Below are 14,516 nucleotides of genomic sequence, written 5' to 3' on the forward strand. Positions count from 1 at the left end.
GACCCCCGTGGCCGATGGGGCGGCGCCGGTGGCCGACCGTGCCACGGCCAGCACGGCCAGCACGGCCAGCACGGCCAGCACGGCGCTGCCGGACCGCGCCGCGCTGGAGCGGGTGCGGGGCCGACTTCTCGGCGTGGGCTACCGCATCACCGGGACCTGGGCCGACGCCGAGGACGCCGCCGACGAGGCGCTCGCGCGATGGGTGGCGCTCGATCCGTCGTCCGCGCCCCGGAATGTCGACGCGTGGCTGACCACTGTCGCGACCCGGCTGTGTCTGGACCGGCTGCGCCGGCGCAAGCGGGAGGACTACGTGGGCGAGTGGCTGCCCGAGCCCGTCGACACCGCCCTGCTGCCGGCGGACCGGGCCGAGCGCCGCGACGATCTGCGGATCGCCGTGCTGCTGGCCTACGAACAGCTGGGCCCGGATGAGCGCGCGGCGTTCGTCCTTCGTGAGGCGTACGACCTTCCCTACGCGGAGATCGCCGACACCCTGGGCGCGGCCGTGGCCACCGTCCGCCAGTGGGTGAGCCGGGCCCGGCACCGCCTGGCGTCCGACCTGCGTCCACCCGAACCCGCCTCGGACGCGGTGATCTCGACGCTGGTGGAGGCCGTCCTGGCCGGCGATCTGACGCAGACGATCGCCGCCCTCACCGCGGACGCCCGCGTGATCTCGGACGGCGGTGGCAAGGTCAACGCCGCCCGGCGTGACATCGTGGGGGCCCGCAAGTGCGCCTACTTCCTCATCAAGGCCACGGAACTCTCGGGCGGGATGATCGCGCCCGTCGAGGTCAACGGCGAGGTCGCGCTGGCGGTCCTCGCCCGCGGGGTCCTGCGGGTGGCGCAGGTCGGTGTGGTCGACGGCCAGATCTCACGCCTCTACTTCCACAGCAACCCGGACAAGCTCACCCGGCTCGCACTGCCCGAGGGGTTCGCGCCGGCCGGACGGTCCTAGACCGGCGCCGGCACCCACATCGCCATCTCGCTCCCGCCGGGCTCCCGGAAATGGAAACGACGGCCACCGGGGAAGTCGAACGGCCCGAACGTCACCACGCCGCCGGCGGCCTCGACCCGCTCGCGGGCCTCGTCGAGGTCCGGCACGCGGATCACCATGAGCGGGGCGGGGGACTGCTCGTCGTCGTCCCCCTGCACGCCCACGTCGATGCCCCCGCCGGCCAAGCAGGTGTACGACCCCCCGTACACGGTGGGTTCCCAGCCGCAGACGGTCGCGAGGAAATCGCTCGTGGCGGACATCGAGGTACTGGGGAACTCGACCAGCGTGATTTCGAGAGGGATCCGTGGCATACCGCCGACGTTACGAGTGTTGACGCCGCTCAGTAATGACTTCCCGCACCAACTGTGGCCGACGCGGCGGCCGGGATTACCCTCTCGGCATGGTCTCGACGATTCCGGGGGTCCTGTCCTCGGGCGCGCAGGCAGCCCGGGCGTTCACTTACAGTTCCCCGGCCCGCTCGGCGCTCCTGGCGTTCGCCGCGGCGATCGTGGTCTTCACGGTGCTGCTGATGATGCCCTGGGCCACCTCCTCGGGAGAGCACGCGCACCTGCACGACGCGGTGTTCACCGCCACCTCCGCCGTGTCGGTGACCGGCCTGACCACCGTTGACACCGCGACCCACTGGTCCACGGCCGGGCAGGTGGTGATCCTCGCGGGCATCCAGCTCGGTGGCCTGGGGATCGTCACGATCTCCTCCCTGTTGGCGCTCTCGGTGACCCGGCAGTTCGGGGTGCGTACCCGGCTGCTCGCCCAGACGGGCGTGTCGGCGGGTGGGCTGGGCGAGGTCCGATCGCTGATCAAGACCATCGTCGTCTCGTCCGCCCTGGTGGAACTCGTGATCGCGCTCATCCTCGCGCCCCGGTTCATCGCCCAGCAGGGCACGTTCGGGGACGGGCTGTGGCGCGCGGTGTTCTACGCGGTGTCGGCGTTCAACAACGCCGGGTTCGTCCTCCACCCCGACGGCCTGGCCTCCGTCGCCGACGACCCCGTCGTGTTCTGGGCGCTGATCTGCGCCGTGTTCCTGGGCAGTCTGGGCTTCCCCGTCCTGTTGGTGCTGTGGAAGCACCAGTGGCACCTGGGACGCTGGAACCTCCACACCCGCCTCACGGTCGAGGTCAGCGTGCTGCTCATGCTCGTCGGGGCCCTCGGGTTCGCCGCGCTCGAGTGGAGCAACGGGGCCACCCTCGGTGGCGAGGGCGTGGTCGACAAACTGCAGCACTCGGTGTTCGCGTCGGTGATGATGCGCTCCGGGGGCTTCGCCATCATCGACCCCGTCGACACGACCGCGTCGACCATGCTCATCACCGACGCCCTGATGTTCGTGGGGGGCGGTTCGGTCTCGACCGCCGGCGGCGTCAAGGTCACCACCCTGGCCGTCATCTTCCTGGCCTTCCTCGCCGAGGCCCGGGGCCGGGAGGACGCCACGGCACACGGGCGCGCGCTGCCCACCTCGTCGATCCGGGTCGCGGTGTCCGTGGCCGGGATGGGACTCACGTTGGTCGCCGGGTCCGCCCTGTCCCTGATGATCCTCACCGGAGAGGATCTCGGGCGCCCCCTGTTCGAGTCCATCTCCGCCTTCGCCACCTGCGGGTTGAGTTCAGGTCTCAGCGCTGAACTCGAGCCGGCGGGGGTGTACCTTCTGTCCGGGCTGATGTTCGCCGGACGAGTCGGCATCATCACCTTCGCCACCGCGCTGACCATGCGAGCAAAGCGGACCAGGTATCGCCTACCCACAGAGAGGCCGATCATTGGCTGATCGCACCCGCCGCCAGTCCCCAGTCCTCATCATCGGCCTGGGCCGGTTCGGCGTCTCCCTCGCCACCCAACTCGTCGGCCAGGGCCGGGAGGTCCTCGCGGTCGAACGCGATCACGGACTCGTCCAGAGGTACGCCGACTCCCTCACCCACGTGGTGGAAGCCGACGCCACCGACCTCGAGGCGCTCCAGCAGCTCGGTGCCCAGGACTTCTCCACCGCGGTAGTCGGCGTGGGCACCTCGATCGAGTCGTCCGTGCTGGTCGCGGTGAACCTCGTGGACCTGGGGATCGACCAGGTCTGGGCCAAGGCGATCAACCAGGCCCACGGCAAGATCCTCACCCGCATCGGATGCGATCACGTGGTGTTCCCCGAGCACGACGCCGGCGTCCGCGTGGCCCACCTGGTGGCCAACCAGATGATGGACTTCATCGAGTTCGACGAGGACTTCGCCATCGTCAAGATGCGGCCACCGCGGGACGTCATCGGCAAGTCGATCGACTACTGCCACCCGCGCAAGCGCCACAAGGTCAACATCGTCGGCATCAAGGCCCCGGGCAGCCCGTTCCAGTACGCCCAGCCGGAGACCATCATCGGCCCGGACGACGTCATCATCGTGTCCGGCCACGTCCGCGACCTGGAGCGATTCGCCGACTTCTCCGAGCGCAAGAGGTAACGAGCGCCGCGCGCCCCGAGGGCCGGGCCGGACCTGCGCCCCGGGCCCGCATCCCGCACCCGCGCCCGGCCCCTGCACGCGCGCCTCGGATCAGCGGCGGGCGGCGTCCCAGCGGGCGAGCAGGTCGGCGGCCGCGGCCCGCGGGTCTTGGGCGGCCATGATCGACGAGACCACGCAGACCCCGTCCAGCTCGGTGGCGGCCAACCGCGCGACGGTCAGGGGCGTGACCCCGCCGATCCCCACCGCGCGGATGCCCGCGTCGGCGTCGCCGGGGACGCCCCCGGGTCGGCGGTACGAGTGCGCGGCCCGAGCCAACCGGTCCGCGCCCTCGGGCCCGAGCGCGGCGGCGGTGTCGGTCTTGGTGGCCGTCGACCACACCGGGCTCACCCCGATCACGTCCGGTGCCGGCCCCGGTCCCGCCATCGCCGCGGCCAACTGCGCGTCCGACTCGATCGACAGTCCCAGCATCAGCCCGTCCGGCAGCGCCGCGCGGGCCGCCGCGAACGGCACGTCCCGCTGGCCGATGTGCAGGTGCAGTCCCAGCTCCCGCGCGACGTCGAGACGATCGTTGACGAACACCGGCACGTCACGGCCCGTCTCGGTGCACGCCCTCGCGACGGACTCGGCGACGGCGGCGGCGTGTGTGGCGAACTCGTCGTCGTCGCATTCCTTGTCCCGCACCTGGACAACACCCACCCCGCCCAGCACCGCCTCGTGGACGATCCACGGCACCGCGTCGCGCCCGCCGCCCAGGTGGGGGTCGGTCACCAGGTAGAGCCGCCAGTCGACACCGGCGCCGCTCACGCCTCCGACACCGTGACCAGGCCCGCGATCTCCTCCGGGGTCAGCGTGTACAGGGCGTCGAGCCACGCCACCGCGAAGCTGCCCGGGCCCGCGGCGGCGCGCGCGGCGACCGTCCCCGCGGCGCCCGCGTGGGCGTGAGCGGCGACCACCGCGTCGTGGTCCGCGATCCCGGCCGACCGCGCCGCCCCGAGATAGGCCGCCGTGAGCGCGCCGAGGGCGCAGCCGGTGCCGATGACCTTCTGCAGCAGCGGGTGACCCGACTCGACCCACGTGGTGCGGGTGGGAGGCGCGGCTTCGCCGCGGTGGCCGGGGTGATGGGTGACGACGAGGTCCCGCGGCCCCGTCACGGCGACCACGGCCCCCGACCGGGCCGAGAGGTCCCGGGCAGCGGACTCGGCGGCGACGACATCCTCCGTGGAATCCACGCCCCGGCCGCCCGCCCCCGTGCCGGCGAGCGCGATGGTCTCCGACGCGTTCGCCCGGATCGCGGCCGGCCCGGCCTCCAGCCAGTCGGTGGCCAGCCCCGTCCGCAGGACCAGACCGCCGACCGCCACCGGGTCCAGCACCCACGGGGTGCCGGCGGCGCGGGCGGAGGCGATCGCGGCGTGCATGCCCTCGACCTGCTCGGCCGTCGGGTTGCCGACGTTGATGAGTACGCCGGAGGCGATGGCGGCGAAGTCGGAGGCCTCGTCGGGGTGGTCGACCATCGCGGGCGCCGCCCCGGCGGCGAGCAGCACGTCCGCGGTGATCTGCCGGACCACCGAGTTGGTCAGGCAGTGCACGAGCGGGCCGGTCTCGCGCATCACGGACACGAGGCGGGCGAGGTCGGCGGCGCGGTCAGCAGCGGGGGACATGCCCCCCAGTCTGCCGCCCCCGCCCCGCCGCCAACAGGAATAGCGTGCCGGGGGCCCGGGTTGCACGGGGCATGACCTCCCCCGAGACCAGCTCCCCCCAGTCCGGTACTGCCCTGCCCCTGTCCGTCATCGACTTCGCGACCGTCCGCCCCGGCCAGAGCATCGGGGAGGGACTGCAGGATTCGGTGGCGCTGGCGCAGAAGGCGGAGGAACTGGGCTACGAGCGGGTCTGGTACTCCGAGCACCACAACATGCCGTCCATCGCCTCCTCCGCGCCGGCGGTACTCATGGCGCACATCGCCTCGCAGACCGAGCGGATCCGGCTCGGCTCCGGCGGCGTGATGCTGCCCAACCACTCGCCGATCGTGATCGCCGAGCAGTTCGGCACCCTCGCCGAGCTGCACCCCGGACGCATCGACCTCGGCCTGGGGCGCGCCCCCGGCACCGACCCGCAGACCCTGCGTGCGCTGCGCCGCGAGCCGTCGGCGGCCGAGAACTTCCCCGACGACGTCCGCGAGCTGCAGGCGTTCCTCGGCGACTCGCCCTCCGACTTCGCCCGCACGCGCGGGATCGCCGCCATTCCCGGGCGGGGCACCAAGGTGCCGCTGTACATCCTGGGCTCGTCCCTGTTCGGCGCGCAGCTCGCCGCCGCCTACGGGCTGCCGTACGCGTTCGCCTCGCACTTCGCGCCCGACGCCCTCGAGCAGGCCTCGCAGGTCTACCGCGAGCGCTTCCAGCCCAGCGAGCAGCTGGCCGAGCCGTACATGATCGCCGCCGTCAACGTGGTGGCCGACGACGACATCGAGCGAGCCGAACTCGAACTGCACTGGTACCGCCGCCAGCGGGTCAAGCTCATGGCCGGCCGCGGGCGCGAGTTCTCCGACGAGGAACTCGACATGATCATGGAGTCCGCCGGCGGTCGCCAGATCCTGCACATGATCCACTACACGGCGGTCGGGAACGGGCCGGCGGTCCGCGAGTACCTCACCGACTTCGCGCGCATCGCGGGGGCCGACGAACTCATGATCGCGCCGGTGGGATCGACGGTCGAGCGGGTCCACGGCTCCCTGGAAGTGTTGCGGCGCGCCTGGAGTGACTGACGGTGCCGGATCGGGTGCCCTTGATCACGAAAGCAGGGCTGCCGGACCCGCAGCCGTAGCCGCGGGCACCCGAACCGGCCTATCCTGGATGTATGGCGATCTCCGATGTCGGCGAATACGCCCACCTCAGCTCCGACCAGATAGAGGAGCTCGGGCGGGAGCTCGACGCTGTCCGCGCCGAGATCATCGCCTCCCGGGGGGAGCGCGACTACCGCTACATCCACAGCATCATCAAACTCCAGCGAGGCCTGGAGTTCGGTGCCCGCGCGCTGCTGTACTTCGGCGCCCGCAACCGCACCGTGTGGGCCCTCGGGACCGGCACCCTCGCCGTGGCCAAGATCCTCGAGAACATGGAACTCGGCCACAACATCATGCACGGCCAGTGGGACTGGATGAACGATCCGGAGATCCACTCGACCAACTGGGAATGGGACCTCGTCGGCAGCTCCGCCGACTGGAAGCACACCCACAACTACCTACATCACAAGTACACCAACATCGTCGGCGTCGATGACGACGTCGGGTTCGGTGTCCTGCGCGTGACCCGCGACATCCCCTGGGAGCCCCGGTTCGCCGGGAACGTCCTCGTCAACGCCGTCCTCATGCTCGGCTTCGAGTGGGGGATCGGCCTGCAGGCGGTCGACACGGCCGACGCGTTCGACCGCGAGGCGTCCCCGGCCGACCGCCGCCGAGCCCGCGCATTCCTGCGCAAGGCCGGCCAGCAGATCCTCAAGGACTACATCCTGTTCCCGGTGCTCGCCGGACCGAGTGGCCGCCAGGCCCTCACCGCCACGATCACGGCCAACATCATCCGCAACATCTGGACCAACGCCGTGATCTTCTGCGGGCACTTCCCCGACGGTGCCGAGAAGTTCACGATGGACGACATCGAGACCGAGACGCAGGCGGAGTGGTACCTGCGGCAGATGCTCGGCAGCGCCAACCTCGACGGCGGCCCGGCGATGAACCTCATGTCCGGCAACCTGTCGTTCCAGATCGAACACCACATGTTCCCGGACCTGCCGTCCAACCGGTACTCGGAGATCTCGCTCAAGGTCCGCGAATTGTGCGAGCGATACGACCTGCCGTACGTCAGCGGGCCGCTGTGGAAGCAGTACCTGCAGTCGTGGCGCACCATCGCGCGGCTGTCACTGCCGGACCGCTTCCTGCGCCGCACCGCCGACAACGCCCCGGAGACCCGCAGCGAGAAGATGTTCGCCCTCGGGCCGCGCATGCCCGGCCTGGCCACCGCGCTGGCCGGGGTCCGGAAGGGACGCACCCACCAGAGCCGCTGACCCCCGGTGACAGAATGACCGCATGTCGCTGACGAGCATGTTGGAGGCCGCTGCACGCGGCGGGACCGTCGAGGTCGAGCAGGGATGGACACAGGGCAGGGCGATCTTCGGGGGCCTGACCGGCGCCCTGCTGCTGTCCGCCATGAAGGGGTGCCTGCGTAGTCGGGACACCGGAGACGGCTCGGCCCCCGTCGTCCACCCGCTGCGGTCGATCACCGTGTCATTCATCGGTCCCGCGACGACCGGCCCCGTCGAGGTCGACGCCGAGATCCTGCGCGTGGGCTCCAACGTCGTCCAGTGCCAGGCGACCGTTCGGCAGGAGGGCGCGATCGTCGCGACCGCGCTGGCCGCGTTCGGCAAGCACCGGCAGTCGGCGATCTCGGTCTCGCCCGCCCATCCGATGCCGGCGCTGGGCGATCCGACGGCGATCGAGGCGTTCCCCTACATCGAGAAGCTGACGCCGGAGTTCTACCAGTTCGTCGAGCTGCGGCAGGTCGGCGGCCAGTTGCCGTTCTCCGGTTCCGAGACGGCCGACCTGTCCGGGTGGGCGTCACTGCGCGAGGCCCCGGAGCGGTTCGAGGAGGAGCACCTGGTGGTGTTGGCCGACGCGTGGCCGCCGGCTCCCATCCAGATGCTCGACGGGTTCGCGCCCGGCAGCAGCCTGACGTGGACGCTGGAGCTGATCGCCGAGGTGCGCCCGGAGGCGTTCCCGGCCGAGTCGATCCTCGGCTACGCCGCCGCCACCGATGCCGCCCGCGACGGCTACGCGCACACCCACGCGATGCTGTGGCGGCCGGACGGTGAGCTGGTGGCGATCAGCCGGCAGACCATCACCGTCTTCGGCTGACCGGCGCCCCACGCCAAAATCCGCTATTCGAAATCCGGATCGGCTAGTCCGATTGGAGTAGCCGATCCGGATTCCGAGTAGCGGATTTCCGGGAGGGGAGGGGAGGGCGGCTCCCCTCAGGTCAGCCGGCGGTGCGGGTGGAGCGGCGACGCTGGTCGCTGCGGGGCCGCCCGGCCGCCTGGCCCACCGACTGGCGGGCGCCGGAGCCCTGGGTCGCGGAACCCTGGCCGCCCGAGCGCTGGCCGCCCGAGCCCCGGGTGCCGGAGCCCTGACGTGCGGAGCCCTGGCGGGGCGCACCGTGGGCGTCGGCGGTCTGGGGGCGACGACGACGAGCGCCGCCGGTGCCGGAGCCCTGCTGATCGCGGCCACCGCGCTCCGAACCACCGCGCTCCGAACCGCCGCGCTCCGAAGCACCGCGCTCCGAACCACCGCGGCCGGCGCCGTCGCGACCCTGCCCGCCACCGCGGCTCTGCTCACCGTCACGGCCGTGACCGCCACCGCGGCCCTGACGCTGCTGGTTCTGATTCTGACGGCCCTGGCCACGGCTGCGACGGGCCTGCCCGCGGACGGACTGGCCCTCGGCACCGTCGTCGGACGGCACGTGCGCGGGCGGCTCGGGGGCGTCGGCCAACGCGACGGCGGCATCGGCCCCGATGGGCAGCTCGATCTCGCCGGCGGTGACCCCGGCCGCGCGCAGCAGCGACCGCACCTCGCGCACCTGGTCGGAGGTGGCGACGGTGACGACGGTGCCGATGGCGCCGGCGCGGGCGGTGCGGCCCGAGCGGTGGACGTAGGCCTTGTGCTCGGCCGGCGGGTCGGCGTGGACGACCAGCCCGACGTCGTCGACGTGGATGCCGCGGGCGGCGATGTCGGTGGCCACGAGCACGGTCGCCTGCCCGGAGGAGAACGCGTCGAGGTTACGCACGCGGGCGTTCTGCGACAGGTTCCCGTGCAGGTCCACGCTCACGACTCCGCGCCCGGTGAGCTGCTTGGCCAGACGCTTGGCACCGTGCTTGGTGCGGGTGAACATCACGGTCCGCGGGTGCGCCACGGCGAGGTCGGCCAGGGCGCGGACGCGGTCGTCGGCGTCGACGCGCACCACGTGGTGGGCGGTCGGGCCGGAGGTGGCGGTGCCGTCGTCGACCGAGTGGTCCACGGGGTCGGTGAGGAACTTGGTCACCAGCTTCTGGACGCCGGAGTCCAGGGTCGCGGAGAACAGCAGTCGCTGCGCACCGGACGGGGTCGCCGCGAGGATGCGGGTGACGCCGGGCAGGAAGCCCAGGTCGGCCATGTGGTCGGCCTCGTCCAGCACGCTGATCTCGATCGAGTCCATGCGGCAGTGCTTCTGCCCCATGAGGTCCTCGAGACGACCCGGGCAGGCCACGACGATGTCGACGCCACGATTGAGCGCCTCGACCTGACGGCCCTGGGAGACGCCGCCGAAGATGACGGTGGTCTTCAGGCCCATGGAGTTCGCCAGCGGCTCGAGGGTCTCGTTGATCTGCCGGGCGAGCTCACGGGTCGGCGCCAGGATCAGTCCACGCGGGGAGTTGCGGGCGCGGCGGCCGCCGGACGCGGCGAGGCGGGCGACCAGCGGGATGCAGAACGCGTAGGTCTTGCCGGAGCCGGTGCGGCCGCGGCCCAGCACGTCACGGCCGGTCAGGGCGTCCGGCAGCGTGGCCGACTGGATGGGGGTGGGGGTGGTGATCCCCGCGCTGCCGAGAACGTCGAGCAGGGGGGAAGGAACGCCGAGATCGGCGAAAGAACGTGACAAGGGAGAAGGCTCCGTACATAGAGAATGGCGTCTTGCCCGGCGCGCTCGCGGGGAGTCGCATCCACTTCGATGAGCGATGCGCCCGGTGCGCGACCACGGGGAGGTCGACAACCGCACGGCCCGAGGCAAGAGTGGTGCGGGCCGTCCGAGGACCACCCTACGCGTAGCGGGCCCCACACCCCAGCCCCGCGGCCCGGGTGTGACGAGGGCATCACGATCGCCTCCCCGTGGTGGCACGATACGAGGCGTGCGAATAGACCTGTCCCTGCTGCGTCGACCGGAACTGGGGTCTGTGCTTCTCGGCCGGGAGGAGGAGTCCGCCCGCCTGCGCGCGTGGCGCGTCCGGATCCTGCTGCTCCTGACCCTGCTCGCCTCCAACCTGGTGGGCGTCGCGGTGGCCGTGGTGCTGGTCTTCTTCGTGCTGCCGGGCCCGGCGGTGCTGTCGCGGGAGTTCCTCGTCCCCTCGGTGATCGTGGTGCCCGTCTACGTGACGATGGCGATCATCGTGGGCACGATCTGGGTGACCGGGGCCGTCTACCGCCGGGTCCGGTGGTTCCTCGACGGCCGGGACCCCACCGATCGTGAGCGGGTCGCGACGCTGCGCCTGCCCGGCCGCGTCACCGTCATCCAGGCGTTCCTGTGGCTGCTCGGCGCGGCCGTGGTCACCCCCGCGTACGGCGTGGTCGACCCGTCCTCGATCCCGGTGGTCGGGTTCACGATCGTCTTCGCCGGGATGGTCGTGTGCGGCGCCGCGTTCCTGCTCGCCGACTTCGGCCTGCGGCCCGTGGCGGCGGTCGCACTGTCCACGGGCCGCGCGCCGCGGACCCGGCTCCTCGGCGCCATGACGCGGCTCCGGGTGGCGTGGGCCCTGGGTAGCGGGGTGCCCATCACGGGCCTGATCATCGTCGCGATCTACACCCTCGCGGGCCGAGCCCTGTCACTGGAACGCCTCGCCGTCGTCGTCATCGTCCTGGGCGCCACGTCCCTCCTGGCCGGTTTCCTCCTCATCTCCCTGGCGACGGGCTCGATGATCGCCCCACTGCGCAGCGTCCGGTGGGCGATGCAGGACATCAGCGACGGCACCCTGTCACGGCGGGTGGTGGTCTACGACGCCACCGAGCTCGGCGAACTGCAGCGTGGCTTCAACCGGATGGCCGCCGGGCTGCAGGAACGCGAACGGCTGCGCGACCTGTTCGGCCGTCACGTCGGTCGCGACGTCGCGGAGGCCGCGGAGCTCGACGATCCCGAGCTGGGCGGGCGCGATTCCCGCGTCGGGGTGGTGTTCGTCGACCTCATCGGCTCCACCGAGATGGCCGTGCGGTCCGAGGCCGGCGAGGTGGTGGACGTGCTCAACCGGTTCTTCTCCGTGGTGGTGGAGACCGTGGAGGAATACGACGGCATCGTCGACAGCTTCCTCGGCGATGCCGCGCTCGTCGTGTTCGGCGCGCCCCGGTCGATGGCGGACCCGGCGACCGCGACCCTGGCCTGCGCGCGGGTGCTTGCCGAGCGCCTGCCCGCGCGGGTGCCGGACTGCCGCGCCGGCATCGGGGCGTCCTACGGGGACGTCGTGGCCGGGTACGTGGGCTCGGACGACCGCTTCGAGTACACCGTCATCGGCGACGCGGTGAACGAGGCCTCGCGGCTGTGCGAGCTGGCCAAGGAGCAGCCCGGACTGGTGCTGGCCTCCGGCGTGGCGGCCGACGCCGCCGCGGAGGCCGAGCGCGGCCGCTGGCAGCAGGTCGGGTCCGAGGTCGTGCGCGGCCGCACCGAGCCCACGCGGCTGTGCGCGCCGGCGACCGACTGACTACCCCTAGCGCAGCACCACGTCACGCCCGCCGAGCATCACCTCGAGGCCGTCGTCGACCACGCGCGCGTCCTCGATCACCACGCCCTCGGGCAGTGAGGCCATGGTCGTGTCGACGGTGCCGGTGATGCCGGAGAACAGCCCGTCCGGCAGCGGGAAGCCCAGCAGCGAGGTCTGCTGCGGCGTGAGCGTGAGCTGCCCGTCGTTCACCCCGGGCTGCACCCCGATCTCCGCGATGCCGCCGATGTCGGCGCGCAGCAACCCTGCCGCGGCGTCGGGGCGCACCGAACGCACCTCCGTCATGCCCGCGACCGGCGAGCCCTCCGCCGGGTTGCCCTCCGCCGCGGCCGCCGCGAGCTGATCGGCGCTGAGGGTGGCGGTGCCGTCCGCGGACTCGGCGCGGATACCGCCGTCGACCTGCGAGACGGAGTAGCCGGTCACGTCGATCCGCGGCACGGTGGCGTCACCGGGGGAGGTCAGGCGGACCGTGCCCACGGCCTGCTGCGTGGCCAGGTCCCACAACACGGGGCTGGTCCCGAACTCCACGGACACCGGCGCCCCGAGCTCCGCCGACGCCTCGCGCTCGGCCCGGTCCGACAGGTACCAGCGGGCGCCGAACTCCGCGGCCACCACCAGACCCGCCAGAAGCAGGAGCAGCGAGCACCCGCACCCGCACCCACCGCGCCTACCGTCGCGACGTCCTCTGCGGTCCATCCGATCTCGTCTGCCCATGGTCGTATCGTGCCGGACCGGAGCACCCGGGTCCACCGTCGGCGGACCGGTTGCGGCGCGGCGGGCAGGACCTCACGATCGGGGTCATGACAGAGACACAGGATGCAGGGACAGATACCCGGACCGTCGCCTTCCTCGTGGCCTCCGAGGGCATCGAGCGCGTCGAGCTCACCGAACCGTGGGACGCCGTCTCCGACGCCGGCCTCCGCCCGGTCCTCGTCAGCACGGAGGACGGCGAGGTCGGGCTGGTCGATCACCTCAGCCCGGCCGGCACCCGGCCCGTGGACCGCACGAGTGCGGACATCTCCGCGGCCGACGTGGACGTGCTCGTCCTGCCCGGCGGCGTCGCCAACCCGGACGCCCTGCGCGGGGACCAGCACGCGGTGACCCTCGTGCGCGAGATGGTCGAGGCCGGCAAGCCGGTGTTCGCCATCTGCCACGCGCCGTGGGTCCTCATCGAGGCGGACGTGGTGCGCGGCCGGAAGGTCACCTCCTTCCCGAGCCTGCGGACCGACCTGATCAACGCCGGCGCGGAGTGGGTCGACTCCGAACTCGTCAGTGACGACGGGGTCTTCACGAGCCGCCGGCCCGACGATCTCCCGGCCTTCTGCGAGGCCATCGTCGGCGCCGCCCGGGGGTCGGCCTAGGGACGACCGGGCGATGATCGGCGTGTACGTCCACAACCGTGGACGGGGGCACCTGCACCGGGTGCTGCCGGTCGTCGCCGCGCTCCGCGACCGGGGCGACGAGGTCACGATGCTCGTCACCGGCCCCTTCGACGACACCCAGCGTCCCCCCGGGACCCGCGTGGTCCACCTTCCGACGGAGCCGGACGCACGGACCGGGCCCGCCGCCGCGCACCCGGCCGGACCGCCGGCGCGGGACGAGATCACCCTCGCCGCCCGTCGTGCCGCCGTGGCGTGGATGGACCGCGAACGCCCCCGCGCGCTGTGGGTCGACGGCTCCCCGGCGATGTCGCTGGCCGCCCGCATGACCGGCACGCCCATGGTGAGCACCCTGCCCCCGGGCGTGCGCGACGACGAACCGCATCTGCTGCGGTGCCGGGCCGCCGAGAGGCTCATCGCCGCCTGGCCGCCGGGCGTGCACCGGGAGGCCGTGGCGCGGGCGGAGAAACGGGTGAGCGAGATCGGCGGCGTCTCCCGGTTCGAGCGACGCGGACGCGAGCCGCGGGCTCGTCGTCGTCCCCGTGTCGTCCACCTCAACGCCTCCGGTACCGGCGGTGACCACCGCTTCTGGCGCGCCGTACGGACCACCGCGGCGGAGCTGGGCGTGACGGACTGGCTGGAGTTGGGCGGGCCCGACGGCGAGTGGCACAAGGATCCCTGGCCGGCGCTGAGCTCCGCGGACGTCGTGGTCACCGGCGCGGGACAGGCGTCCGTCGCCGACGCGGCCTGCGCCGATGTGCCGCTGGTCGTCGTCCCCGGTAAGCACGAGTACGGCGAACACGACGCCACCGCCGAGGCATTGGCCTCGATCCCCGGCGCGTCGGTCCTGCGCTACGGCGACGGTCCGACGGCGGTCGCGCGCGAGGTGCGCGCGCAGGTGGACCGCGCCCTCGACGGCGAGGCCGCCGGGATCAGATCGTGGTGGGGGGTGGACGGGGCGGCACACCGCGCCGCAGAGGTCATCCGGGCGACGGCGACGACGACGAAGTAGGCCCCTTTTCGGGTGATCCACGCCACCCGGACCACGCCTAGGCGTTTTCTCACGATGCCATCACGAAGGCTGATAACTGCTGCACACATGCCGTCCCCGGGGCGATACTTCATCTCACGACCCCGAAAGTGCGGCGCGACGTCCCCGGAACCCTGACAGTATTGCGTCATCGACTGCGAACGACGAAC

At 72.2% G+C, this 14,516-nt stretch carries 14 protein-coding genes; 9 read left to right on the forward strand and 5 right to left on the reverse strand.

Annotated elements, in window-relative coordinates; genetic code table 11:
• The first annotated feature begins 7 nt into the window (after positions 1-7).
• Positions 8-952 carry a sigma-70 family RNA polymerase sigma factor gene (locus AC3DEV_RS13165; RefSeq protein ID WP_488372404.1) on the forward strand — a complete coding sequence of 315 codons (945 nt, stop codon included), beginning with the start codon at positions 8-10 and terminating at the stop codon, positions 950-952.
• On the opposite strand, the gene AC3DEV_RS13170 is transcribed toward AC3DEV_RS13165, so the two are convergent.
• Positions 949-1,302 (reverse strand): VOC family protein, encoded by a 354-nt coding sequence (locus AC3DEV_RS13170; protein ID WP_067718840.1) that lies wholly within the window; start codon positions 1,300-1,302, stop codon positions 949-951. The genes AC3DEV_RS13165 and AC3DEV_RS13170 overlap by 4 nt on opposite strands.
• A gap of 89 nt (positions 1,303-1,391) precedes the next feature.
• On the opposite strand from AC3DEV_RS13170, the gene AC3DEV_RS13175 reads away from it, so the two are divergent.
• Both AC3DEV_RS13175 and AC3DEV_RS13180 read left to right on the forward strand, forming a co-directional pair.
• Positions 1,392-2,768, forward strand: a complete 1,377-nt coding sequence (locus AC3DEV_RS13175) for a TrkH family potassium uptake protein (protein WP_488372405.1) — start codon at positions 1,392-1,394, stop codon at positions 2,766-2,768.
• Positions 2,761-3,441 carry a potassium channel family protein gene (locus tag AC3DEV_RS13180; protein ID WP_096906570.1) on the forward strand — a complete coding sequence of 227 codons (681 nt, stop codon included), beginning with the start codon at positions 2,761-2,763 and terminating at the stop codon, positions 3,439-3,441. The genes AC3DEV_RS13175 and AC3DEV_RS13180 overlap by 8 nt, the downstream gene beginning before the upstream one ends.
• A 90-nt stretch (positions 3,442-3,531) precedes the next feature.
• On the opposite strand, the gene thiE is transcribed toward AC3DEV_RS13180, so the two are convergent.
• Positions 3,532-4,245 carry a thiamine phosphate synthase gene (gene thiE, locus AC3DEV_RS13185; RefSeq protein ID WP_488372406.1) on the reverse strand — a complete coding sequence of 238 codons (714 nt, stop codon included), beginning with the start codon at positions 4,243-4,245 and terminating at the stop codon, positions 3,532-3,534.
• Positions 4,242-5,099 carry a hydroxyethylthiazole kinase gene (gene thiM / locus AC3DEV_RS13190; RefSeq protein WP_488372407.1) on the reverse strand — a complete coding sequence of 286 codons (858 nt, stop codon included), beginning with the start codon at positions 5,097-5,099 and terminating at the stop codon, positions 4,242-4,244. Before thiM ends, thiE begins: the two co-directional genes overlap by 4 nt.
• Before the next feature lie 71 nt (positions 5,100-5,170).
• On the opposite strand from thiM, the gene AC3DEV_RS13195 reads away from it, so the two are divergent.
• From AC3DEV_RS13195 to AC3DEV_RS13205, 3 genes are all read left to right on the forward strand, one after another.
• Positions 5,171-6,199, forward strand: coding sequence for an LLM class flavin-dependent oxidoreductase (locus AC3DEV_RS13195; RefSeq protein WP_488372408.1), 1,029 nt, complete (start codon positions 5,171-5,173; stop codon positions 6,197-6,199).
• A 92-nt stretch (positions 6,200-6,291) separates the two neighbouring features.
• Positions 6,292-7,494, forward strand: coding sequence for a fatty acid desaturase family protein (locus AC3DEV_RS13200; RefSeq protein WP_488372409.1), 1,203 nt, complete (start codon positions 6,292-6,294; stop codon positions 7,492-7,494).
• Between the two features lie 22 nt (positions 7,495-7,516).
• Positions 7,517-8,341, forward strand: coding sequence for a thioesterase family protein (locus tag AC3DEV_RS13205; protein ID WP_488372410.1), 825 nt, complete (start codon positions 7,517-7,519; stop codon positions 8,339-8,341).
• A 121-nt stretch (positions 8,342-8,462) separates the two neighbouring features.
• Here AC3DEV_RS13205 and AC3DEV_RS13210 read toward each other — a convergent pair whose 3' ends face one another.
• Positions 8,463-10,115, reverse strand: coding sequence for a DEAD/DEAH box helicase (locus AC3DEV_RS13210; RefSeq protein ID WP_488372411.1), 1,653 nt, complete (start codon positions 10,113-10,115; stop codon positions 8,463-8,465).
• A gap of 247 nt (positions 10,116-10,362) precedes the next feature.
• On the opposite strand from AC3DEV_RS13210, the gene AC3DEV_RS13215 reads away from it, so the two are divergent.
• Positions 10,363-11,919, forward strand: coding sequence for an adenylate/guanylate cyclase domain-containing protein (locus AC3DEV_RS13215; protein ID WP_488372412.1), 1,557 nt, complete (start codon positions 10,363-10,365; stop codon positions 11,917-11,919).
• Positions 11,920-11,925: 6 nt separating this feature from the next.
• Here the strand turns inward: AC3DEV_RS13215 and AC3DEV_RS13220 are convergent, their stop codons facing one another.
• On the reverse strand, positions 11,926-12,651 hold the full coding sequence (locus tag AC3DEV_RS13220; RefSeq protein WP_488372413.1) for an LmeA family phospholipid-binding protein: 726 nt from the start codon (positions 12,649-12,651) through the stop codon (positions 11,926-11,928).
• An 86-nt stretch (positions 12,652-12,737) separates the two neighbouring features.
• On the opposite strand from AC3DEV_RS13220, the gene AC3DEV_RS13225 reads away from it, so the two are divergent.
• A complete protein-coding gene (locus AC3DEV_RS13225) occupies positions 12,738-13,298 on the forward strand; it encodes a type 1 glutamine amidotransferase domain-containing protein (protein ID WP_488372414.1) in 561 nt (186 codons plus the stop codon).
• Between the two features lie 13 nt (positions 13,299-13,311).
• The gene (locus AC3DEV_RS13230) at positions 13,312-14,328 is read left to right on the forward strand and encodes a glycosyltransferase (RefSeq protein WP_488372415.1); all 1,017 of its coding nucleotides are present in this window, start codon (positions 13,312-13,314) and stop codon (positions 14,326-14,328) included.
• Positions 14,329-14,516: the final 188 nt, after the last annotated feature.

The organism is Dietzia sp. IBK-p2-15D (genome assembly GCF_057773105.1).